This window comes from Microcoleus sp. T3_B1 (genome assembly GCF_036700445.1).
Lineage (GTDB): Bacteria > Cyanobacteriota > Cyanobacteriia > Cyanobacteriales > Microcoleaceae > Microcoleus.
In genome coordinates, this window is the sequence record NZ_JAUBOX010000006.1 from 110,168 (window position 1) to 134,534 (window position 24,367).

Here is a 24,367-nt window from a genome sequence, read left to right on the forward strand (position 1 = left end):
TAAAATCTAAAATCGATTGACCACCTCTTTTGCTATAATTTGTGAGCATCTTTCGGCTCGCCCGCAGCGAGGGGCAATACCCCTCACCCAGACAGCGACCGAAAAGCCGAGGATAGATATCAGTTTTCAGAGGATATTGCAATGGGCGAATTTTTTACAGTCGATGTGTTTGCGAACACGATAGCGGTACTCGGCGCTTTGGGTTTTTTCTTTTTGGGATATCAAGCTTTGCAGATGTTGAAAAAATAAAGTATGTCAGAACTGAGATGTTGCACCCTTGTCAAGAACGGGCAAGATGCCCCTTCCACAAAGAATGATTTTTCTTGTGGAACAGGCATCTTGCCTGTTCCTAAACAAGTAATTGAGAATGGTGCAATATCTCAGTTAGAACTGAGATGTTGCACCATTGTCAAGAACGGGCAAGATGCCCGTTCCACAAAGAGTGAGTTTTCTTGTGGAACAGGCATCTTGCCTGTTCCTAAACAAGTAATTGAGAATGGTGCAATATCTCAGTCAAAAGTCAGAAGTCAGAAGTCAGAAGGAAAGAGGTCTGAAGGAAAGAAGTCAGAGGGAAGAAGTCCGATGGAAGTCGGAAGAAGGAAAGAAAGAAGAAGGAAAGAAACAACTATTCCGAATACCCAATGCCCTGTTTTGCCCATGCCCAATGCCCTGTTTTGCCCATTCCCCGGAACACCTAATTTACCTGAAAAAGGCTATACAACTGACTCAACAGTGCAACTGTTTCTTGCGAAAATCAACCAAAAAAAGGCTGCGTTATTATCATGGTGAGCCAACTTTTAGATGGACGCTATCAAATCATTGAAGTCATAGAAACAGGAGAATTTGGGCAAACCTATCTGGCCAAAGATATTCGCCGTCCCGGAGAACCGCAGTGCTTTGTCAAGCACCTGCGTCCCGGTACCACCGAACCGAAATTAATTAATACTACGCGCCGTCTTTTTCAAAAAGAAGCAGAAGTTCTAGAAAGGCTCGGTCAACACGACCAAATTCCTCAGCTATTCGCTTATTTTGAAGAAAATGAAGAATTTTTCTTAGTTGAATCTTTTGTTGCCGGTCACTCGCTATCAACCGAGATTGTACCGGGCAAACCTATGAGCGAAGAAAAAATGATTGCTTTGCTGAAGGAACTGTTAGAAATTTTAGTGTTTGTACACGGACAGGGAGTAATTCACCGAGATATTAAACCAGCAAATTTAATCCGCCGCTATTCAGACAACAAGTTAGTTTTGATTGACTTTGGCTCGGTGAAAGAAATTCACATCGCTCAAAGACAAGCGCCGGTAACGGTGCGGATTGGCACGCTGGAATATATGCCGATCGAACAATTTCAATACAACCCCCAACTCAATAGCGATATCTACGCTTTGGGAATGATTGGCATCCAAGCAATGACGGGTTTGCCGGCTTACGATTTGCCGAAACTGCGGGATTTGAAAAATTCTAATAAAGGCGAAATTGTTTGGCGGCATTTAGCCGTGTGTTCCCAAGCGCTGGCCGATGTTTTGGACAATATGGTGCGCTATGATTTTCGGGAGAGGTACCAGTCGGCGGCGGAAGCTTTAGCCGATTTGAGGAAAATTGGCGATCGCTCGCGGGCACGGATTCCCAAGCTAACAATATATCGCGAAGAAGTCGATCGGCGCAGCAGCAGCCGGGGTGATATTACAGTCGTCGGTCGGAGAATATTAGATGAACTGCGCGTCAGTTTGGAATTGCTGCCAGAAGAAGCAGAGGCGATCGAAGATGAGGTATTGAACCCTTACCGGAAATACAGGGAAAAAGGCGAACGCTACGAACAATCACTGCAAGAAGCAATGCAGCAAGAATATCCTTTTTCTCTGGAAACTCGCGAGGAGTTAAAACGCTTGCAGCAAGTTTTAGGGCTTACTGACGAAGATGCCGCGACAATCGAAGAATTAGTCATTCCTAAATCTTTATTCGCTAAATTGTACAAGGCGATTACCACAGTTTTGGAGGGACACCGCAACCCCAATGGGCTACCACCGAGTAGCGCCCCTCACCTCGAATTGCAGGCAAGTCCGGCGGTATCCCCGCAGGTAAATCTGAACGGAAAAACCGATTTCTCGTTAGCGCAGCCCGCCCCTACGGGGGCTACGCCAACGGAGAGGATCGCCAGCCCAGCAGCGATTGTCCCCAAAGAAACTCGCAAATTCAATCCTTATCTTGCTGGGGCAACAATTGCGGCTCTCTTAGCTGCGATCGGCGGAGTTTACGGATATCTCAAGTGGCAAGAATGGCAGCAGCGAGTCCAGAAAGAATCCCAACAGATCACTCAAATTGAAGCTCTTTATACAGCCAGCAATTATGAAGGCTGCATCAGCCAAATACCAACAATTGCCAACACTTCCAGCACCTATTCGTCCGCTCAGGAGTTACAAGAACAGTGCCAAGCAGGTCTGCGTTGGAAGAACGCCAAAGTCAAAAATTTCGCTCAGCATTCAGATGCAGTTGGGTCTGTTGCTTTCAGTCCAGACGGCTTAATGTTAGCCAGCGGTTCTAAAGACAAAACCATCCAAATTTGGGATTTAGCTACAGGCAAGTCGATCCGCACTTTTCCAGGAGATTCATCCACCGTTTGGTCGGTTGCTTTTGACTCAAACGGTACAAGACTGGCGACTGGAACCGGTTTTTGGCGAGTCATGCTGTGGGATTTGAAAACAGGGCAAGTGATTCGTAGTCTCGACCACACTGCTTCTGTTTGGTCTGTCGCCCTCAGCCCCGACGGACAGCTTGTGGCTAGTGCCAGCGGAGACAAAACCACGAAGATTTCGGATGCAACAACTGGCCGTTTGATTTACAATTTGCCCGACCATACAGATTTTGTTTATTCTGTTGCTTTCACTCCCGATGGAAAAAGTTTGATTAGCGCTTCTAAGGATAACAAAATTACAGTTGTTGATGTAGCAACGGGGAGGTTGCTCAAAACTCTTGAGGGACACGGCGACGCGGTGAGGTCGGTGGCTGTTAGCCCGGACGGGAAGACAATTGTTAGCGGTTCCTACGATGAAAGTATTAAAATCTGGAATCTCGAAACCGGAGATTTAATTCGCTCTATCAAGGGACATTATGACGATATTGTCTCGGTTGCTATCAGCCCGGACGGGCAGTTTATTGCCAGCGGGAGCAAGGATAAAACTATTAAAATTTGGGATTTTGCTACCGGAGAACTGCTGAATACTTTGACGGGACATTCCGATGAAGTTTATGTGGTGACTTTTAGTCCCGATGGTAAAACTATTGCTAGCGGTTCTAAAGACAATACTATTAAGTTGTGGTTGAGGTAATATTATTTTAGATTTTAGATTTTAGATTTTAGATTTTAGATTTTAGATGGGAATGACTTACTGCATAATGGTTGGGAATTTCCCTACAGTTGCATCCTTTTGAGGAACTGGTGTAATATCAATTCCGGTCGATTACCCCTAATATCATGTCCGATCGATTGACCGCGATTAAAGGCCGGGGCGGGTTTACAGATTTTCCCGTTTCTATTCAATATCTTGGTGAACCCGCCCCTACAGGAATCATGGTTAATTGACCGGACATGATATAATACAGTAGGGGCGGGTTCACGAAAAATATCTGCCAATAATTGACAATCTCAAAAACCCGCCCTTTTAATCGCTCGATCGTAAATGATATAATTAGTCATTGGTCATTTAATTGCTGTAATTCAGCTCGCTTTGTAAGGTTTGGGGAAAGTGCCAATAAGGCGTTTCTAATTCGTCCTCAGTTGGAGAATTTTCAGTTGACTCCTCTCGGATTTGAAAAAAGTGGTAGAGGTTAGCGACAGTTAAATCGGATATTTCTTGCCAATTCGAGGCAGCTAAACCTTGATAGCCAGTAGCGATCGCCTGCTGGCTGACATAAAATTCGTATCTCCGGCGGATTTCCGGCGACACAGCGAAGGTTAACTGGTCGCGCAAGGAGAGAAAGTGAGACTTTTGCTTTAAAGTTTCATAAAGTGAAGGTTCGGCAGCTAATACCGCGAATGTAGTGTACACGCTGCTTTTTAAACTATCGCCGGTGAGTTTATCTAAACTAGCTAACTGGTGCTGCTCTTTTGGAGACAAAGTTTGCATCCAATCCACCTCATTTTGCCAAAATTCTATTACACTTAAATCATGACCCAGAATCCTAGTAACTTCGGGAAATAAAAAATCTAGTTCGGGTTCGGATTCACATCCTTTAACAACAGTTAGAATATCTTGACAAATTTTTGATTGGAGTTCCAGCAGGCGATCGCTCACCATATCGTAGGCCCGCTGCAAGTGAAACGTGACCCCGATCGCCTGCTCGATCGCCCAAACACATTCCATTTGCCTGAGCTTTCCGGCAGAACACAGCCCATCCAACAAACTGGGATTGTCATAAATTTTTAAAGCCTCAAACAGCATATCCCGCCCGCCATTAATTTCGGAATTCCGAAGTTTAAGATCGGGTACTGTCAGGGCTGACTGACAGCGTTTGACAGCCTTAGAAAAAATATCGTAACCGTTAACCCATTTCTGGCGGTGCATTTCAAAATTAGAGTCGTGAGCCACCTTAAAAATCTGCTGGATCACCTCTACTCCCCTATCTTTGAGGATGTGTCTGAGATCGATAAATCCGTCTTTAATTTTTAGCTTCTGGTGCTTTGCATCTTCTCTGATTTTTAATACTTGGTTGAGGTTGACTGCTGACAAAACTGTGCTCGATACAGCGCCAATACCAATGACTGCCGCAGTTGCTTGCATCACTGCCAAATTAATTTTCAGACAGTTAAGCATTCTGTATGTTTTTTGAAACCCCTGATGAGTTTGAGCAACCTGCAACGGCGCCACTGTCACGTACACAGGAGCTACCAGCGGCTGTATGGGGCCACCTCCGGCTAACTGTGCGAGCAATTCTAGAACTCCGCGCGAGGAGCTAGTTCCAGTTGTTGATTGATAAAAGATTTTTGCAAGCTCCACAAACTCCCCTGTCACTGGATCTCTAGCTGCCGGGAGCAATTTTCCTGTTTTGGTAGTAGGCTGTACCAGTTTGCCAGTATTAAGTAGAGCCTGAGTTGCAGGGGTGAATATATAATCCATGTTGTGACACCAGTTTAAAAAAAATGCAACTGTAGGCAAGCTCCAAACCACGATAGTCACCAGTCATTCCCAATTCTTCAATTCTTTAATCTAAAATCTAAAATGGTATGACTTAGCTCGTATTCAAAAAGGCAGATGTTCTGTATTGTATGCTATTTAGGGAAACGAGGCATCAAAGGAAATGAATGAGTATCTCAAGGTATTCCAGGCTCTTACCCAGTTTAGCGATCGATTGCTGGCCGACGAACATCAATCCCTAGAGATCAAACAGTCAGCTACCCAACTCAGCTTAGATGTGGAACCTTGTATTCAGGAAATCAAGCAATCAGCCCTCAGACTCAAGGGGCTACTTCAGGTATGTTTCAAAGATGTATCTCACGCTGAGGATGTCTGGAATAGCAAGCCGAGAATTGCTGGAGCATCTCCTGTTGATGTCTGGGAGCAAATTGGCGAACTAAGCGGATGCGATGTGAGAATTCGCAGTTTAGGAAAACAGGGCCAATATGATGCTGTTTTTAAAGTTCGCAAATCGTGGAGCGACAAGGCTACCAAGTTAAAAAATCAGTGGTTTTTGTGGGATAAAAACCATCAAATATTTCAAAGAGATACTCTCGGTTTTTTTGAAAAAGATAATTTGCACAAAGAGTTACGGAATGAAGTTGATTACCAGGCAGAGCGAGTGATTTTAATTATGGAGAATGAACTCCATTTGATTTTTAAAGAATTACAATCTATTGATATAGAAAAAATTGAATTTTATATTGAATGCTTCGATCTCAACAGTCAATCGAGATTTAGAGAGAGACTGCAATCAATAGGCGGCGAGATTGTGTCGAAGTTTACGGAACCTCTGAAATATTTACCTGGCTCTTCTGTGAAGACTTTTAAAGAAACGCTGAAAGCCCCTGTAGAAGCTCTGGTTCATAAAAGCAAGATGGGAATCAGTTTGGTCGATTTTGAAGATTCCTGTAAAGTGATTGGGTCAATCATGGATAGTTTGATTGTAGCCATTTTTGAGGAGCGCATGAAACTGGCAACTCACACAGTTGAAAAAGCGATAAAGTTCTACAATGATTTTTTAGAGAAGCAGGCGCGGTATCAGCAAGAGACGCCGGAACAGCGAGCGGCGGAAAAAGATTGGATCGAATACCAGCGGCAGCAACTCAGGGAAGTTCAGGAGTATATTGATGCAGTCATTAGTCATTAGTCATTAGTCATTAGTTATTAGTCATTAGTCATTAGTCATTAGTCATTAGTTATTAGTCATTAGTCATTAGTTATTGGTCACTGGTTATTGGTTAGTAGTTATTGGTTATTGGTTATTAGAACGAACAACTAACAATTAACAAATAACCACTGACCACTAAAAACAGTCAACAGTCAACAGTCAACAGTCAACAGTCAACAGTCAACAAATTATTGATATTGACCGCTGATTTCGTAAACGATCGCGCCCAAAGATGCCAAACTAGCTAGAATCAGCATTCCGGCCGGCATGAATTTGCGAGTTTTTACAAGCCGTAAAATAAAGACTATTACTAAAACAGCCGAGATGACTGCTGCTAATGTTAAACCCCAACTTTGTCCCATAAGCTGCGCGGTGCCGGCAAAAATTAGCAGCGAACCGCTAATCAAGCCCGAAATGAGCGAGGCTTGGCTTTTGGCCTTGATATAACCCATGATGCCGCCAACCAGTGTTAAAATGCCGTAGCCGATCGCCGCTGCTGTACCTAAATTCATTTTTAATCCTCCCGATTTCACAAGTGCATCTAAATTTATACAGCGCGGCCTGCAATGAGTGTCACGAATTGTTAGAAAATTTATTAAAGCCAGTCAGGATATCTAACTGTTATACAATTGCCATTATGTCAGCCCTAACTTCTGGTGCGATCGCCCAAATCCGTTACCTCCAGCGCCTCGCAGCATCCCTGCTGCTGTATCAATCGGTTCTCAAAAGCCCCGCCGGCCAAGCTTTTCTCGATTTGCTGCAAGCCCTTCACCACAGCGAAGTCAGCGGTTTGGAATGTCAGATAGCTTACGGGAACTGGTTCAAACTTCAGGCTGCTAAAAATTTAAGCTGGAAAGATTCTTTGATTTCCGAAATTCTCAAAAACGAAAACCCCTTTTCACGCCGAGCACAGCAAACAGATTTTGCAAGTTTGCCCCCCGCTTTGGTGGAGGCCGCCCGACATGATTTAGAAGTGCTGCAAAATATTTACGAATGCAGCAGCGAACAGTTGAGCAAGTGGGTGCGGGTAGCGGGTCAACTTGACGCAGTGCCTCCGATTTGGCATTCAGAAAGTGTAGCAGAACAGGGAGATTTGCCGCTGCACGGAAAACTGGAAAAATGGTCGAGCGCTACGGAATCTTTGGCAGCTTATTACCGACAGTTTGGCACGGGTTTGTTTGCCGAATATCGCGCTTTTGCGTGGCGGGAAGGGCAGTTGGCGACTATTTCGCATCCCGATGGCATCACTTTAAAAGAGTTGGTTTGCTGCGATTGGCAGCGGGATGCTCTGGTGAAAAATACGGAGTTTTTGCTTGCTGGTTATCCGGCTTTGCACGTTTTGCTGTACGGAAGCCGCGGTTCGGGCAAGTCTTCTTTGGTGAAGTCGCTGTTAAATGAATTTGGATGTCGCAATCTGCGCTTGATTGAAGTATCTAAATCGGATTTGCAAGATTTGCCGCTAATTGTCGAGCAGTTGCGGGGAGTTCCTCAAAAGTTTATTATTTTTGTGGACGACCTTTCCTTTGAAGAAGATGACGATGCTTTTAAAGCTCTGAAAGTTGTTTTGGAGGGGAATGTCACTGCTCGCTCTCAAAATGTGGTAGTTTACGCCACATCTAACAGGCGGCATTTAATTCGAGAGTTTTTTGACGACAGGCCTCGTCCCAGCGACGGAGATGAAGTTCACGCTTGGGATACTGTGCAGGAAAAACTTTCATTTAGCGATCGATTTGGCTTGACTTTAACTTTTGAACCGGCAGATCAAAACACTTATTTAACTATAGTCCGACATCTGGCAGAACTCGCTGGAATCAAACTCGCTCCCGATGATTTGGAACACCGCGCTAAAGAATGGGCAACTCGTCGCAATGGGCGATCGGGCAGGACTGCGCGGCAGTTTGTTGATTTCCTGAAAGCAGATTTAGCCATTTTTCACAAGTAGATCGTCTGCGCTGGGAGGGCGGGTTTTAGCCGAGATGTTACACCATTCTCAATAAGTTTTTTATGAACAGGCTTTTCGGCCTGTTCCACAATAAAATTCACTCTTTGTGGAACAGGCCGAAAAGCCTGTTCTTGAGAAGGGTAGAAGATGTCAGTTTTACCTGAAATATGGGAAGGCAATTCAGGATCTGAATAAACCCGCCATTGCAGCGCCGAAGGGCGAAATAAAAATTCTTAATTTTTTCATAATTTTATTGATAATAAATAACTAACAAAATTTGATATAATTATCAAAATCTCCAAAGAAACCTCCAGAGCCAGAACCCATCCTGACTCCCTAAATCCACCACTAAATAAAGAGGAAAATATCATGGGTTTATTTGATAAAGTATCGCAGACTCGCCAAGAAACGGACGTAACGTTAGGGCCTGCCGAAGCATTTGCGGCGATCGCGCTAATTGCAGTAGCAGCAGACGGTTACATCAATGACAGCGAAAGTAAAGCGATTAGCATGACGCTATCTCGGATGCAACTGTTCCGCAGTTATCCCGATGACGTAATGAGAAAAATGCTCGATCGCCTGCTGATGATTCTGCAACGGCAAGGAGTTGAGGTACTGTTTAATGCGGCTTTGGCAACGCTTCCCGACGAACTTAAAGAAACCGTTTTTGCTGTAACAACTGATATCGCTTTAGCAGATGGCGAGGTTTCAGAAGAAGAAGAACAACTTTTGAACGATCTTTACAGTGCATTGGGGCTTTCCGAAGATATTGCCCTCAAGATTATAGACGTGATGTTGATTAAGAACAAAGGTTAAGAAATCAGGGGAAGGAGTGAGGAGGGCGAGTTTTACAATATAAAAAATTAGCGCCTACTTACTTAGCTAATAACTTCTCCAAAAGTGCGGGTTTACGGATATGATGGTTGGTAAAATTGCGATCCAATGTGCGATCGCCAGCTACTACCTCAAATGCCTTTCACTTACACCCGCACTGTTCACTTTCAAGATACCGATGCTGCTGGAGTCGTTTACTTTGCTAACGTTTTGGCGATGTGCCACGAAGCTTACGAGGCATCTCTAGCAGCATCGGGAATCAATCTCAAAGCATTTTTTAGCAATTCCGAGGTTGCCTTTCCCATAATTCATGCTAGTGTAGATTTTTATCGCCCAATGTTTGCGGGCGATCGGCTGATAATTCAATTGACGCCCAAACAAGTTACTGGCGATGAATTTGAAATTGCCTATCAAGTATTTTCTCAGGAAGTTGCAGGAAGAAGCGCTGCTAAAGCTCTGACTAAGCACGTCTGCATCGATGCCGTTAGCCGAACTCGAAAACAGCTATCTGAAGACTTGATGCAGTGGATGAGGAAATTTGAGATTGATATTTCAGATTAGTTTTATCTTTAAATAATAGCAGGGTATGACAGTTAAATTTCTGTTTTGTTGATATTATTTCTGACTTTTTGATAGTATGTCAAATCGCAATTATGCCATTGTGGGCACGGGAGCTTTAGGCGGATTCTACGGTGCTAGACTGCAACAAGCAGGTTTAGAAGTCAATTTTTTGCTACGCAGCGATTACGATCATGTCAAAAAACACGGTTTGATTGTCGAGTCTCCCGAAGGCGACTTCACCCTCCCCCACGTCCGCGCCTACCACGACGCGCACAAAATGCCTAAGTGCGACGTAGTAATTGTAGCGCTGAAAACAACTCAAAATCACTTATTGCCCAAAATTTTGCCTCATTTATTAAAGGATAACGGCGCGGTTTTAGTTTTGCAAAACGGATTGAATGCCGAACCGGAAGTAGCTAAAATTGTGGGTGCAGAACGAGTGCTTGGCGGGCTGTGTTTTCTCTGCTCTTATAAAGTTGGGCCCGGTCATATCTTCCACCTAGATTACGGCACTATCACGCTGGGAGAATATGCCCAAGACTACAAAGCAATCGGTATTACTGATAGATTGCACCAAATTGCTAAGGATTTTAAACGTGCTCATATTCCTATTAAAATGAGCGAAGATTTGCTATTGTCAAGGTGGAAAAAGCTGGTTTGGAATATTCCTTATAACGGGCTGTCTGTAGTGTTGGATGCGAGAACTGACGAACTGATGGCTAATCCCGATACTCTGATTTTAGTTAAGGAAATCATGGGGGAAGTGGTAGCGGCAGCCAAAAGTTGCGATCGCATTATTCCCGATGACTTTATCCCACATATGCTCGACTACACTGAGAAAATGAAGCCTTACCGCACCAGCATGAAAATCGATTATGATGAATCGCGGCCCCTGGAAGTTGAGGCGATTTTTGGTAATCCGATACGGGTGGCGCAGCAAGCAGGTATTAAGTTGCGGCAAATAGAGGTACTTTACCGAATGTTAAAGTTTATGGATTTTCAAAGGCAAGAAGCGGAGAGGACGAGAAGGCTATTAGGTTTGTCGTAATTAGTCAGTTGACTGTTGACTGTTGACTGTTGACTGTTGACAGTTGACTGTTGACTGTTGACTGTTGACTGTTGACTGTTGACTGTTGTTAGGAGTCGGAAATAAGCATGAGAAATTTTGCCTTCTGCATTGATTGCGATCGCCTAATAATTATTGATATTTTATCGCAATTTCTTGCAATTGTTCTCGATTAACTTTGCCTTGAGAATTGCGCGGCAATTGTTCGACGATTACCCAATATTTCGGTCGCTTAAACTTGCTCAACTTATCTTCTATTGCCGCTTGCAGATTTTTGACAGTAACTTCGGAATTAGCGGGAACGTAGATAGCTGTAACGACTTGACCCCAATCTTTGTCTGGCAAGCCAATTACAGCAATGTCCGCAACTAAATTAGTCGATCGCACAACGGCTTCAACTTCCGCCGGAAATACATTTTCTCCGCCTGTTATAATTTTGTCGCTGCTGCGTCCGACGATATTTAAGCAGTTATTTTTATCAAAAAATCCCAAATCGTCTAATTGGAAGTATTGGCGATCGGTAAAATTTTTAGGATAATAACCCAACGCCAAAGATTTAGCATTTACCACAATATTTCCGATTTGATTATCGCACAAAATCTCGCCATTGGCACTGCGAATAGTTATTTTAGCGTGCGGTAAAATCTTACCTGAACTGTTATTGCCAGCGAGAAAATCTTGGGGTTTTAGTGTAGCAATTTGCGAGGCGGTTTCTGTCATGCCGTAACTTGGGGCTAATTTGATTTGATAGTTTCTAGCTGTTTCTAAAAGTTCCGACCAAGCGGGAGCACCGCCCAAAAGTACGGCACGAAAGCGTCCCAGCCAATTAGCTGTATCTGGATTTTGCAGCAGCCGTTGCAGTTGAGTTGGAACTAAAGAAATGAAAAATTCTTCTGGCTCAATCTGACATATTTTACCATTTTCTAATTCTTTAAATGGCTGAATAGCCAGTTTTCCTCCGGTAGTAAAGGAACGCATGAATTGCATTAAACCGCTGACGTGGTATAATGGCAAAACGCAGAACGAGTTGATTTTGTCAACTTGAAAATATTGTTGAAAACCTTGTACTGATGCGGTTAGTGTTTCCCAAGTGTGGATGGCAAAACGGATTTTTCCTGAAGAACCGCCGGTGGGAATCATGATTGTATCAAAACCGTTTTTAGTCGGCGAATAGAATTCGGGCGAATGGAATTCGCGGCTATACAAACGAAGTCCGCCTTCGCGGACTGGGATATGGGGATTTTTGGGAAGCGGGCATTGTCCCCAAATTAAGTCTGGTTGGACTAAATCAAAGACTTGTTGCCATTCTGGTTTTACCCAGTTGGGATTGCAGAGAAAAATCGGGCATTTGGCGGCGTGGGCGGCGGTGAAACTGGCCAGAAATTGCACGGGTTCTGGTTCGGCGAGGCAAATTTTTGGGGGTGTTTTTTGTGCGGAATTTTGGGTGATTTCTTGAAATAGCCGATCGACAATTCGGGAAAATTCGCGACTGTCACAACCGATAAGCCAATTATCAGGCAAGCCAGACGCGATATCCCGAATATTTACTGTTAGATTTGTTGCCATAGATGCTTTCACCAAGTTTCTCGATTCAAAACAATTACCTAACCCGTTTGATTTAGTCGTGGGAGTAATCTAAAATCTAAAATCTAAAATCCAAAATCGAATGGTTGTCATCGAACCAGGAATCGGTGCCGAAGCCGAGTGCTCTCTTATTTAAAGACAATTGTGTTGCGAAATTTAATGCTGCTTGTCGGCCGATTTCGGTTTCAAATACTGATGAGAAAACAGCGTCTATATTGTGAGTTTGACAAAATTTTCGCAGTTGGGATGGGGAACCGCATATCGCAGGTTTAATGACGAAAATGCCCCGCCAGCCTTGGCTGTAGCACTCTTGGATGCGATCGAGGTTGGCGGCAGATTCATCAAGGGCGATCGGAGTTGCATAAATAGCATTCAATTCTACCATTTCCTGAAACTGTGTTACTGGCAGCGGCTGTTCCAAAAATTCAATGTCTGCGGAAAAGTCGGGAGTTGCTTTTACCTTGTCGCAAGCTTCCAGCCATGTTTTAGCCTGCGAGTAACTGAGTCCCCCGTTGGCATCTAACCGCAAAAATGCCGATTCTCGATCGCACAAATTGTGCATTGCTTCGATTAGCTGCTGAAAAATATTTAATTCTTGTTCAATTGCAGCAACCCCAATTTTCCATTTAAACGTCCGATATCCCTCTAACCAAAGCACTTGCAAAACCTGCAAAGCTGTTTCACCTGCTGGCAATAAACCGCTGAACCGATTTTTTTCTTCCTCATTCCCAACCTCTTTCGATTGGTGACTTCTTAAGACTGAACCCGCAATCAATGTCCATTTTAGGCGAAGTCTAGATCCCCCTAAATCCCCCTTAATAAGGGGGACTTTGAGAATATTTCTCCCCCCCTTTCTCGATTGGTGACTTCTTAAGACTGAACCCGCAATCAATGTCGATTTTAGGCGAAGTCTAGATCCCCCTAAATCCCCCTTAATAAGGGGGACTTTGAGAATATTTCTTGTCCCCCCCTTAGTAGGGGCGGTGCCCCCGTGCCCGCCCTTGTTTAGGGGGGATCGAGAGTTTGATAGTGCTGACTCAAAGCCAAATTGACAAGCCGGCAATTCACCGGAAATAGCAAAAATCATCTCTGATGAAATATTACCTGACAACGAGTTACAAAAATCTAAAGCTTGCTCAAAACTTTCGGAACCAAACCAACTCAAAGGGGCAATTTCTCCCCAACCAATTTGATTATTTTCGCCAAAAAGTCGCAGGATAATTCCCGATCGAATATCCCAGATGCCGTGACTTGTTCGCAAGGGGCGCTTAAATTTTCGCTGATAAGTGCGAAACTCGAATTGATAAAGCATTTGTTTTTTAGTTAATCATAAAATTGTCTCACAACTGATCCAAACTTATCAAGATTTTCAAAATGGATATTGTGACCAGCTTTTGGTACAATTTCCAGAAGGGCGGCCGGACACAAGCTGGCAATTTCGGTATTGATAGTTGTAAATTTATCATCATATTCTCCCGCTAGCAAGAGGATGGGAATTTGATTTTGTGCGAGTTTTTCCCAGAGAGAGGGCTGGTTGCCGGTTCCCATGTTGCGGAGGGATTTGGCTAATTCTAAGGGATTGTTTGCTAAGCGGGTTTCTATGAGTTTGTCGAAGTTGGGAGAGTTTTTTAAAGATTTGAATAAAGGGATATCGTACCAGTTTAATAAAAAATCTTTAATGTTGCTCTTTTCCAGCTTTTGTGCTAGCTGTAAATCGGCTTGCAGGCGGTGCGATCGCTCTTTTTCTGTCTTCAATCCCGGAGAAGCTGACTCTAACACTACTTTCTCGAATCTTTCTGGAAAATGTAATGTCATGTAAAGTGCCAATCGCCCGCCCATTGAATAGCCCAACAACAAACATTTGTCTATTTGTAAATCATCTAATAACTGTATCAATGCTTCGGCTGTATTTGATATATTGTAGCAACTTTCCTCGCCGATTACTCTAGTTTTTCCGTGACCGGGAAGGTCAACTGCTAGACAGCAATAATTTTGAGATAGTAAGGAAATGATGGGATTAAAGTCTTGACCATCGCAGGTGAATCCGTGGAGGAATAAAATTATTGGGTGATTTCTGTTGCCAGTTAAGGAATAGTGAAATTGATATTTTTTAAATCTATCCATATACAAGTCTTACTATAATTGCCGTATTTACTGCAATCTAATTTCCGCATTGCCAACAGAGATGACTGCCTGAAAACGAGTGAGAAAGTCCATACCAAGAAGACCGTCTATGCGGATATTTGGCGGTATATCGTGGGCAACTATCTCAAAACTTTCTATTAGTTGACCCACGCAATTAAACCAAGATACATTAATTACAGGAACATAGATTCTTCCTTGACCTGTAACTAATTCTTGCCTGCGTAAAGGATTGCGCGTATCATAACCCAGATTTTGTAATACTTGAACTGGCAATATTGTGAAGCTAGATCCCGTATCTACCAATAAACGCACCCGCACAAAATCGCCCCCTTCTCTACTGCCAACAGTCGCTTGCACGGCTAGCAAATTTTGGCCATAACGCAACAAACGGTAAACTTTCTGATAAGCTGGCATTTTCGTTACAACATCACTGCTATGTTGTCAGGTATCGATCCAGTATATTCTATGGCTACAGATTTTCCATTCCTTAATGAAAGCTTACTGTAAATTTCATCGCGTTCTGTTGCATGGGCTAAAACTTGACCCCGAATTACGTTTAATTCTTCATCTAATTCAGGATTGACGATGAGTACCCACTCATCAGGATATAGGCTAAAAATTTCTTCTAGGCTGAGGATTTTGTCAATTTCTACTTGCGTACTCATGCTTTGATTCTCCTTTTTTACGATTCAATGTGAGGTACGGATTGCTAAATTAAAGAAGATTTTGAGAAGTCGCCCAACTCTGCCAACTCCACCAACTCCTTCAACTTAGCAAACCATACCTCCAGTTTACCGGAATTCTCGATCGCCCGATCTACAAACCAAAGCCCAACGCCAGCAGCAATCCGCTCGAAAAATGCAGCGTAACTGCGATAAACTTAGAGTTGCTGACATGAACAGGTTGGTCGTGATAGTCTGTGACATGGCGGCAAAGGTCGATCGCAAATGGCAAACTCCCAAAAATCAACAGCGTCCAAATTGGGAACATTCCCAAAGCCACAAATAGCACAGTCAAAGCATAAACGCTGCCGCACAACCACTGCAACAACTGGGCACCTTTTTTCGTACCGAGTCGCACAATTGGCGATTTTTTACCCGCAGCCAAATCATCCGCAATTTGATGAAAGTGGGAACAAAATAAGATGATACTCGTAGTAATTCCCACGATAACCGAAGCCGCCAAATTAGTAGCAGACCAAGTTTGAGTTTGACTGTAATAAGCAGCGGCGAAGGCTAGCGGCCCAAAGGTGAAAAAGCAGATTATTTCCCCCAAACCCTGATAGCCAAGACGAAACGGAGGCCCTTGATAAGTGTAGCCGAGAGCACAGCACAAAACTACTAGCAAAATTACTGTTGGGTCTTTTTGCCACCAGCTTATGGCGCAGATTCCAGACACTCCGACTGCTAAAAACAGATTGGCTAGCCCGAAAATTAAAGCTTTATTTCCGGTTAAGTTAACTAGGGAATGCGCTTTGTTTTTATCGATGCCTGTTTCCGAGTCAAATACATCATTGCTGAGATTCAGCCATGCTATAATCAAAATGGCTGACATTAAAAATGTCGAAAAAATTGAGGAATTAATCGTTTGAGTTTCGGCAAAAGCAACGGCTGTTCCTACTGAAATAGGAATCACCGCAACGCTGTACATAGGTGGCTTGATTGCCGCCAGCCACAATTTACTATTTGAACGTTCAATTAACTTTGTTGTCATTACACAAACTTGATGCAATTGATAGCAGCGTAGTAATTTTACAATTTTATTGGTGAAGAAACTCTACTCTGTATCTGGTTGAGTGCGCGGCGGGCATCCCTTGAGAGGCTTTGCGGGCGATCGCGCGCCCGGTAATGCCCGTCTGCAAACCTCTGCGGGGTCGATCGCATGAGAGTCGAAATTGAGTCGCTCAATCTTAAAGTTTTATGTCTAAATGTTTCGATTGATCGCGCCTTGGCGAAAGCGTTGCGATCCGAAGGAAAGCCCGCCCCTACGGGGGCTACGCCAACGAAGACGATCGTCTGTTTTTTGCCCCCCGCTGAGCCCAAACTTTCCGGGAAACTCGAAAGGTCATGTTTTGCGATCGCCCTCCCGTGCTTAGATCGAAATAGGGGTTCTAGCGGGACAAAACCGCACTCTTTCTGACAAATCTGCTATTCTCGCTTTCATGACAGTAATACCGCACCGCGCTAATCTTTTACAAGACCGCAATCAACTGCATCAGTTTCTGTTAGATTGCCAGCAGTCTTTAACCGAAAAAGATCAAACAAAAATAGTTAGTATTTCTCAGGAGATTGCCCCCGTCGATCCGCTAGTTGTACTTCAAGAGATTTCCGAACCTTGCCAGCGGCACTTTTACTTTGAAAAAAGAGACCCGATTTCCGGCAACAGTTTTGCGATCGCCGCCCTAGATTCGGCCATCCATTTAACAGTAGCCGGAAGCGATCGATTTACCCTCGCTCAAAATTTTATTCAATCTTGTCTTGCCCGAACAATTACCATCGGTACAGAACGCTTGCCCTTCAGCGGGCCGCACTTTTTTTGTAGCTTTGCTTTTTTCGATGAGAATGTCGCCACCAATTCTTACTTTCCCCCTGGCACCGTATTTTTACCAAAATGGCAGATTACTCGCCTGAAAGATAGCTGCATCATTGTTGCAAATGCCATCATTCACCGAGATTTAAATATTAAGATTATTACGGATAATATTTGGCAAAATTTCGATAAAATTGCGTCGATTTCTTACAGCAAAATAACTTCTATTAGAAACAGTTCGATATTTTTAAAACAAATCCCTGTGAACGATGCCACTCAATTTAAAACGTCTGTAAAGTCGGCTTTAGAATTTATCAAGTCTCAATATTTCAGTAAAATTGTTTTGTCCCAAGCAATAAATGTCATTTCCCAAACCCCTTTCAGTTTAATAGATTCGTTAAATAACTTGCGCCTTACTTATCCCGGTTGCTACGTATTTTCCACCAGTAACGGCCAAGGTCAAAACTTTATCGGTGCCAGTCCAGAACGCTTAATCAGCATTCACAAAAATGAATTAGTAACAGATGCCTTAGCTGGTTCGGCACCGAGGGGGAAAAATGAAGCGGAAGATGCGAATTTAGGCAAAGGTTTACTCAACAGCGAAAAGGATATTCGAGAACACCGAGTTGTAATTGATTTTATAGTCGATCGCCTGTCGAGTCTCGGTATCAATCCCGACTTTTCCCCGGTTCCCAGGCTGCTGCAACTGTCAAACATTCAGCATTTGTGGACACCCATAAGGGCTAGAATTCCCCGTGATATTCATTTATTAAAGATTTTATCCCAACTGCATCCAACGCCAGCGGTGGCGGGCGTACCGAGAGATATTGCCCTACAGCAAATTCGCGGCTGCGAAAGCTGCGATCGCTCTTTGTACGCAGCACCCCTCGGCTGGATCGATCGCACCGGCAACGGCGAATTTGCCGTCGGCATTCGCTCGGCTTTAATCGATGGCGATCGGGCTATACTGTATGCTGGTGCTGGTATTGTGGCGGGTTCCGAACCCGAAAAAGAACTAGCAGAAATTCAGCTCAAATTACAAGCACTTTTAAATGCTTTAGTTTAGCAATATATTAGAAAAATGATTGATTTTCGCAACACAAACACTCTCTGGTCTTCAATATTAGCAGAGACATTGCAGCGGTTGGGATTAACTACCGCCGTGATTTGTCCCGGTTCGCGATCGGCACCGCTAACAATTGCCTTTGCCCTGAACAACAAAATAGAAACTATTCCCATACTTGACGAACGTTCAGCCAGCTTTTTTGCATTAGGAATTGCCAAAAAATCCGGTTTACCAACAGCACTAATTTGTACATCAGGAACCGCCGCCGCTAACTTTTATCCTGCGATAATAGAAGCCAGAGAAAGTCGAATTCCGCTGCTAATATTCACAGCCGATCGACCTCCCGAACTGCGGGACTGTCACGCCGGACAAGCGATCGATCAAGTGAAAATATACGGCAATTACCCGAACTGGCAAGCCGAATTAGCGATACCTTCTGCATCCAGAGGAATGCTAGACTATCTGCGGCAGACGATCGTGTATGCTTGGGAGCGATCGCAATTTCCAACACCCGGCCCCGTCCACCTCAACATCCCCTTTCGTGACCCGCTGGTACCCGTTCCAGACATAGCTGTAGAAGCTTTAGAAACACAATTCAATCCCGAACATTTCTTTGCAGGATTAGAACCCATTTTCGCAGGAGAAAGCTCTACCCCCCCCAGCCCCCCCTTGTTAAGGGGGGGAGAAGAAAGTACCATGCAACAATGGCAAAAGTGCAGCAAAGGCATAATTATTGCAGGCGTTGCACAGCCTCAATTTTCCGAAAAATACTGTAGTGCGATCGGCCAAATTTCCAAATCCTTAAACTGGCCAGTTTTAGCAGAAGGACTATCCCCAGTCAGAAACTACGCCCAACTAAACCCCCATCTAATTTCCACCTACGATTTAATCCTGCGAAACCGCGAACTAGCAGATAAATTAACCCCAGAAATCGCCATTCAAATCGGAGACTTACCCACAAGCAAAGAACTGCGAAACTGGCTAGACAAAACCCAACCAAAACGCTACATAATCGACCCCAGCCACCACAATTTCGATCCCCTACACGGCCAAACAATTCACCTGCGAACCTCCGTAGAAAATCTCGCAACTAATCTCGCAACTATATTAACTCAAGTCCCCTCCCTGAACAAAGGCGAGTCAACTCTTGTCCCCCCCCTTATTAAGGGGGGGTTAGGGGGGGATCGAGCCCCTGCTACCACTAATATCCCCCCTCAAATCCCCCCCCTAAACAAGGGGGAATCAACTCAAATCCCCCCCCTAAACAAGGACAAATCAACTCCAGTCCCCCCCCTTAGCAAGGGGGGGTTAGGGGGGGTTCAAACCTCTCCCTCAAACGAATACCTCCAACTTTGGCACAACACCGAAATCCAAGTCAGACAAACAATAGACCAAAAAATAGCAACAATTAACCACATAATCGAGCCCAAAGTTTCCTGGCTGCTTTCCCAAATTTTGCCACCAGCAACACCGATATTTATTGCCAACAGTATGCCCGTCAGAGATGTAGAGTTTTTCTGGAAGCCGAACAACTTAGAAATAAAGCCGTTTTTCAATCGCGGCGCTAACGGTATAGACGGCACATTATCAACAGCGTTGGGAGTTGCTCACCGCAATCAAAGCAGCATCATGCTAACAGGGGATTTAACACTTTTGCATGATACAAACGGTTTTTTAATTAAAAATAAATTTGTTGGTCATCTGACAATCATATTAATTAATAACAACGGCGGGGGAATTTTTGAAATGTTGCCAGTTGCCAAATTTGACCCGCCCTTTGAAGAGTTTTTTGCCACGCCACAGCAGATAAATTTTGCTCAGTTGTGTGCAACTTATGGCGTGGAACACGAGGTAATTGAGGATTGGGAACTGTTCAAAGAAAAATTAAATTTGCTGCCAAATAGCGGGATTCGCGTCTTAGAATTGCAAACAGACAGGCGATCGGATGCTAAATGGCGGCAAGATAATTTAGGTAAATTTGCCAAAGATTTGTAGTCAAGACTTTTGTCAATAAGCCTTTCGGGGGCGGGCTCTTCGGCCCAACCCCTACTCCCCACAAGCAGAAAATTCACACTTTGTGGAACAGGCATCTTGCCTGTTCTTGGGAAGGCTGCAATATCTCAGTTTAAACTGCTGGTTGAGCTAGCAGCGAATCTAACTCTCCATCTGCATCGAGTTTGTGAATGTCATCGCAGCCGCCTACGTGTTGCTTATTAATGAAAATTTGGGGTACGCTGCGGCGTCCGTTAGCGCGATCGGCCATTGCCTTTCTAGCCGCTTCGTCGCCATCAATTTTATATTCCGTGAAATTTACGCCTTTCCACCACAGCAAAGTTTTGGCGCGGATGCAGTAGGGACAGGTTTGCCAAGTATAGATTTCCACATTGGCTTTGATGCGATCGGGCTTGCGGCCCAAGATGGGATTGAGAAAATCAAGCATTTTCATTACGGGGCTAAGGGTGGAACTCATTTAGAAATCATACCCAATGTATAAATTCCGCTGGTATGGGCGCATCTGCCAGAGGTGGGTTTTAAGCTGTCGGGCGATCGCCCTGTGACCGAAGTCACAACTTGACTCTACTCGGATCACTTGCTTTGACCCCTGACAATCACCTTCGCGCCCTTATTAATATCACTGATATTTTGAGGAAACCAGAAGATGATAAATATATCGAATTCAACCGCACTGCCATGCACCCCGTACAACTCCTCCCCGGCGCTATCTCTGAAATCCTCGCTTCTGTAACGGATACAGGCGTTTTGACTCTGGCGGATCGCTACGGTTTGATGGCCGCCACCTTCGACGACTCTCTGAATGACGAAGACAGAGGCTGTGTCAACCGCTTGTTGCGGGCGGTGCTCCGAGGCCGAGTCCAAGTAGTCAACGAACTTTCAGCAGCATTCTAATCGGGATTTGAAGTTTTGTTCTGAAGGCAAGGTGAGTCAGCGGTAGATGAAAATAGTGGAAACTCAGGCAGGAGTGGAAACAGCGGTAATTTGAATTCGATTTAAAGTTTTCTCCTCTAACTCAACAACGGTTTATTTGTCAAAGCAGCCTTTACAGGCTGCTTTTTTTTTGATCTAATCGCGGATTTCCAGGTTGTACTGGCGGCAGAGGGCGATCAATTTTTGTTGGAATCGATCGCGCACGCTGTCTGGAGAGGCGATCGCGCAATCTTCCCAATAGGGGGCAATTTCGCGGAAAAACCAGAAGGTATTGAAAATCGGACGGGTGACTCGTCTCATTGGCGGATCGCCTTCTAAGTCGCTGACTTCCACATCGCCTTGCTTTCGTCTGTAGTTAAAGGCAAGCCTGCCAAATAAGTGAAACTCTACGGATATTCGCTCTAAATCGGGCAACCATGTTTGATCGACCGACATCACCGCAGCATCTTCAATGCGATCGAGCAGCAGCGTCCAGTTGTGTTCGAGTCCCGGTACGTCTTGATTTCCCTCAGATTCTTCGCAGCGGCACATTAAATACTGTCGCTTTTCAATAGGGACAATCCGAGCGTGTAAGACTGTGTAACTCCAAAGTCGATCAGCAGCATCTCGATAGGAAAGGCGAAATGGTTGGTGTCTGTGGATAAAATTATCGATTTTTTGCCGCCAAGCAGGTAATGGGTTGCTCAAAAACTGATCGATTTGGGCCCGGAAAGGGAGGGTCAGTTCGCTGCGATCGCTCAACAATTGGGCAATTGCCAGCGCTTCATCAATTTTGCCCAAGTCAAGCAATTGCTGTCGGGCGATGTCTAGGGCTTGGATGCGCGTTTCCGGCCAGTCGTGGTTGGGGGCGATCGTCAGTTGGCGGCGGGCGATCGCTTCTATCAGTTTGGATATGTTCGGGCGATCGCCCCACGTCTTCCCGAATTCTTGGGCCAAGGCTTCCAACTGGGCTTTATCTCGTTCAGAAACCGATAGGGTGATCGATTGACCTTTGCGACTCATAAATATACGGACACTTTCTTCTTGTACAGGCTTGATTATCTCTATTGTCGGTGTCAATATGGGAAATATCCAGTTTCTACGGACACAGATTCAGCATATGTCCGATTACCAAATTACTCTCAAATCCGTTTACTCCTGTCCCGCTGCGGAAATTCCCAAGGGAGTCAAATTACCGGAAAATTGGAAACTCTCTTGGCATCAACTCGAAACTTTAAAGGCAATTCGCGATCCGAATATTGATGTCATTATCAATACCGCGATGACCGGCGACGGTAAAAGCTTGGCGGCTTATCTAGAAACACTTCTCCAAGGAATACTCCAAGGGTATTACAATGTCATTGGACTGTACCCAACAAATGAACTAGCTCGCGACCAAGAAATCCAAATTAAGCAATACCTGGAGTTGTTTAAACTCGTTGATGACTTGCGAGTTTCGAGACTGAGTGGCCCGGAGTTAGAAATTTACGCCGAAAGTGAAAACATCAAAAAGTGGGAGGCGATCGCCACTCGCACTCAGCAATCTGAAATAATTCTTACTAATCCTGACATTTTTCACTACCTCCACCGCCATGCTTATTTAACTCCCAAAGATAGTCCGAATAAGCTGTGGAGTCCGATCGATACTAGATTCAAGTTATTCATTTTCGATGAATTTCACGTTTTCACTGCTCCGCAAATTGCCAGCGTTATCAACACCATGCTGTTGATTAAGCACACCAACGGCCGCAAAAAGTATCTATTTCTGTCAGCAACACCAGATGAACAATTAATTCAGCTTTTACAGAAAGCTGGTTTTCAACCGAAGATCATTGATCCGCTGACAGAGAACAAATATCGGTTTCCAGATACAGCAAGCCAAAATCTTGAATTACAAGCAGAGGGATGGCGGCAAGTATCGCGAGCAATTTCTTTAACTTTCATTTCTCTGGAACCTACCTATCAAGCTACCGAAACTTGGCTTTGGGAAAATCGCAATTTAATCGAAGATTATTTTCGGCAGCATCCGGGTAGTAAAGGAGCGATTATTCTCAATTCAATTGCAGCCGTCAAGCGTCTAACTCCCAGATTTAAGGAATTCTTGCATACTCTCAGAGTTGAGGAAAACACCAGTTTGACGGGGAAAGGAGATAAAGAGCGATCGCTCGAAGCCGACTTAATTTTGGGAACTAGCACCATTGATGTCGGCGTTGACTTCAAAATTAATTTCTTAATTTTTGAATCTGCGGATGCAGGCAGTTTCATTCAGCGACTGGGACGGCTGGGACGCCATGACAGTCACGAAAAAGATGGTAAAAAGATAGCATTTAATCAGTTTACAGCTTATGCTCTCACACCTAACTTTTTAGTAGCAAGACTATTTGAAGACAAGGATGAACCGCTAGTAGCAGATGGTATTTACGATCGTCCTAACTTCCACGCTCAAATCCGCGATAACTACCGCAAAATCAATGATTTCCGAGGCTATTACAAACGGTGGGCCGGGGTGCAGTCAGTTTTGCTCAGCAGCAGTCAAGGATTAGCTCACGAAACCATCAAACGGGAATTTGCAGAAAGTCATAAAGCATTTAAGAAAGATTGCGAACAAGTCTTTGACACCAGTTTGGGAAGGGTGAGAGGTTGCGTCAAGAAATGGACAATAGAATGGCAGGAGTTATCGAAACAAAAAACTGGAAATCCCATTGCCGAAGATGCTTGCAGTTTTCGAGGTTCGAGTTCTCTTCAGTGTGGTTTGTACGACCTCACCGAGCGAAACGAAGCAGACCGATTTAAGACCTACGATTTGCCGGGAATTTTGAGCAATTTGGAAATTGAACCTATGACAGAAGCCGCTTATATGCGACTGCTGCAAGAAACCGCAGAACGGACAGGTCAACCCATCCCTAAAGGACGTTTTGAACGTTGTTTAGCCTTTATGAAATTGCAAATTTATCGAGAGGAGCGAATCAATTGGAAATTTATCTATCCCGGAGATTTGGGCGAAGTTGCAGATGCTTGGAAAGTTCAAGTTTTGTTGGGTATTCAGGTTTTGCAGCCGGGAAATCGCTGGATTAATGAAATTAACAAGCGGCTTAAATTGCGTGGTTTGGTGAGTTACGTCATCCGCTATCCGGTTCAGGAAGCTAAAAAACGGCTGCAATTGCCCATGCACTTTCAGATCTACCCAATTGACGAGTCTGGTAGGCACGAACCCGGAGCACCTTACTCGGTGGCCTTCGGTCAATCGGCCCTGCTTTTGGATACTCTCGCTTATCGGATCAAGAGTAAAGGGGGTGAAACGTGGATTTGTTGAAAGCTCAAGCCCTGATAGGGATTTGGGTGAGTGAGACGGAGAGGAAGCTTACGCCAGTAA

The 24,367-nt window shown here is 44.4% G+C and carries 21 protein-coding genes; 11 read left to right on the forward strand and 10 right to left on the reverse strand.

The features are described from left to right. Nucleotides 1–252 precede the first annotated feature (252 nt). Nucleotides 253–789, forward strand: a complete 537-nt coding sequence (locus tag QT990_RS05875) for a hypothetical protein (protein ID WP_333465023.1) — start codon at nt 253–255, stop codon at nt 787–789. Beyond that, nucleotides 783–3,326 (forward strand): protein kinase domain-containing protein, encoded by a 2,544-nt coding sequence (locus QT990_RS05880; protein WP_333465024.1) that lies wholly within the window; start codon nt 783–785, stop codon nt 3,324–3,326. Before QT990_RS05875 ends, QT990_RS05880 begins: the two co-directional genes overlap by 7 nt. 375 nt (nt 3,327–3,701) lie before the next feature. Here the strand turns inward: QT990_RS05880 and QT990_RS05885 are convergent, their stop codons facing one another. Next, complete coding sequence (locus QT990_RS05885) at nt 3,702–5,114, reverse strand: hypothetical protein (RefSeq protein WP_333308063.1); 1,413 nt, start codon at nt 5,112–5,114, stop codon at nt 3,702–3,704. Nucleotides 5,115–5,295: 181 nt separating this feature from the next. On the opposite strand from QT990_RS05885, the gene QT990_RS05890 reads away from it, so the two are divergent. Next, nucleotides 5,296–6,321 carry a hypothetical protein gene (locus QT990_RS05890; protein ID WP_333140149.1) on the forward strand — a complete coding sequence of 342 codons (1,026 nt, stop codon included), beginning with the start codon at nt 5,296–5,298 and terminating at the stop codon, nt 6,319–6,321. Between the two features lie 209 nt (nt 6,322–6,530). Here the strand turns inward: QT990_RS05890 and QT990_RS05895 are convergent, their stop codons facing one another. Continuing rightward, nucleotides 6,531–6,854: a TMEM14 family protein gene (locus QT990_RS05895; protein WP_333140147.1), complete on the reverse strand. Its 324-nt coding sequence runs from the start codon at nt 6,852–6,854 to the stop codon at nt 6,531–6,533. Nucleotides 6,855–6,979: 125 nt separating this feature from the next. Here QT990_RS05895 and QT990_RS05900 point away from each other — a divergent pair, with 125 nt between their 5' ends. From QT990_RS05900 to QT990_RS05915, 4 genes are all read left to right on the forward strand, one after another. After that, nucleotides 6,980–8,284 carry an ATP-binding protein gene (locus QT990_RS05900; protein WP_333140146.1) on the forward strand — a complete coding sequence of 435 codons (1,305 nt, stop codon included), beginning with the start codon at nt 6,980–6,982 and terminating at the stop codon, nt 8,282–8,284. Between the two features lie 369 nt (nt 8,285–8,653). Then, nucleotides 8,654–9,100, forward strand: coding sequence for a tellurite resistance TerB family protein (locus QT990_RS05905; RefSeq protein WP_190739853.1), 447 nt, complete (start codon nt 8,654–8,656; stop codon nt 9,098–9,100). A gap of 153 nt (nt 9,101–9,253) precedes the next feature. Beyond that, entirely contained in the window at nt 9,254–9,679 is a 426-nt protein-coding gene (locus tag QT990_RS05910; RefSeq protein ID WP_333465025.1) for a thioesterase family protein, read from the forward strand. Nucleotides 9,680–9,755: 76 nt separating this feature from the next. Next, complete coding sequence (locus QT990_RS05915; protein WP_333140141.1) at nt 9,756–10,727, forward strand: putative 2-dehydropantoate 2-reductase; 972 nt, start codon at nt 9,756–9,758, stop codon at nt 10,725–10,727. 150 nt (nt 10,728–10,877) lie between these two features. On the opposite strand, the gene QT990_RS05920 is transcribed toward QT990_RS05915, so the two are convergent. The 6 genes from QT990_RS05920 to menA all read right to left on the reverse strand — a co-directional run bounded on the left by QT990_RS05920 (nt 10,878) and on the right by menA (nt 16,187). After that, nucleotides 10,878–12,311, reverse strand: a complete 1,434-nt coding sequence (locus QT990_RS05920; protein WP_333465026.1) for a 2-succinylbenzoate--CoA ligase — start codon at nt 12,309–12,311, stop codon at nt 10,878–10,880. A 76-nt stretch (nt 12,312–12,387) separates the two neighbouring features. After that, nucleotides 12,388–13,641, reverse strand: a complete 1,254-nt coding sequence (locus QT990_RS05925) for an o-succinylbenzoate synthase (protein ID WP_333465027.1) — start codon at nt 13,639–13,641, stop codon at nt 12,388–12,390. 11 nt (nt 13,642–13,652) lie between these two features. Beyond that, nucleotides 13,653–14,453 carry a 2-succinyl-6-hydroxy-2,4-cyclohexadiene-1-carboxylate synthase gene (gene menH / locus QT990_RS05930; protein WP_333308075.1) on the reverse strand — a complete coding sequence of 267 codons (801 nt, stop codon included), beginning with the start codon at nt 14,451–14,453 and terminating at the stop codon, nt 13,653–13,655. A gap of 27 nt (nt 14,454–14,480) precedes the next feature. After that, a complete protein-coding gene (locus tag QT990_RS05935; RefSeq protein ID WP_333308077.1) occupies nt 14,481–14,888 on the reverse strand; it encodes a retropepsin-like aspartic protease in 408 nt (135 codons plus the stop codon). 5 nt (nt 14,889–14,893) lie between these two features. Continuing rightward, on the reverse strand, nt 14,894–15,139 hold the full coding sequence (locus QT990_RS05940) for a hypothetical protein (RefSeq protein ID WP_333308079.1): 246 nt from the start codon (nt 15,137–15,139) through the stop codon (nt 14,894–14,896). 151 nt (nt 15,140–15,290) lie between these two features. Beyond that, the gene (gene menA, locus QT990_RS05945; protein WP_333308081.1) at nt 15,291–16,187 is read right to left on the reverse strand and encodes a 2-carboxy-1,4-naphthoquinone phytyltransferase; all 897 of its coding nucleotides are present in this window, start codon (nt 16,185–16,187) and stop codon (nt 15,291–15,293) included. Nucleotides 16,188–16,635: 448 nt separating this feature from the next. On the opposite strand from menA, the gene QT990_RS05950 reads away from it, so the two are divergent. Beyond that, nucleotides 16,636–18,069 (forward strand): isochorismate synthase, encoded by a 1,434-nt coding sequence (locus tag QT990_RS05950; RefSeq protein ID WP_333308083.1) that lies wholly within the window; start codon nt 16,636–16,638, stop codon nt 18,067–18,069. Between the two features lie 15 nt (nt 18,070–18,084). Further along, nucleotides 18,085–20,064, forward strand: a complete 1,980-nt coding sequence (gene menD, locus QT990_RS05955; protein ID WP_333308084.1) for a 2-succinyl-5-enolpyruvyl-6-hydroxy-3-cyclohexene-1-carboxylic-acid synthase — start codon at nt 18,085–18,087, stop codon at nt 20,062–20,064. A 130-nt stretch (nt 20,065–20,194) separates the two neighbouring features. Here menD and grxC read toward each other — a convergent pair whose 3' ends face one another. Then, nucleotides 20,195–20,509, reverse strand: coding sequence for a glutaredoxin 3 (grxC, locus tag QT990_RS05960; protein ID WP_333239750.1), 315 nt, complete (start codon nt 20,507–20,509; stop codon nt 20,195–20,197). A gap of 251 nt (nt 20,510–20,760) precedes the next feature. Between grxC and QT990_RS05965 the strand changes: the two genes are divergently transcribed. Further along, entirely contained in the window at nt 20,761–20,976 is a 216-nt protein-coding gene (locus QT990_RS05965) for a hypothetical protein (RefSeq protein WP_172188518.1), read from the forward strand. 174 nt (nt 20,977–21,150) lie between these two features. Here the strand turns inward: QT990_RS05965 and QT990_RS05970 are convergent, their stop codons facing one another. Further along, the gene (locus QT990_RS05970) at nt 21,151–22,017 is read right to left on the reverse strand and encodes a WYL domain-containing protein (protein WP_333465028.1); all 867 of its coding nucleotides are present in this window, start codon (nt 22,015–22,017) and stop codon (nt 21,151–21,153) included. A 97-nt stretch (nt 22,018–22,114) separates the two neighbouring features. Between QT990_RS05970 and cas3 the strand changes: the two genes are divergently transcribed. Then, entirely contained in the window at nt 22,115–24,307 is a 2,193-nt protein-coding gene (gene cas3, locus QT990_RS05975; RefSeq protein WP_333140124.1) for a type I-D CRISPR-associated helicase Cas3', read from the forward strand. The last annotated feature ends 60 nt before the right edge of the window (nt 24,308–24,367 follow it).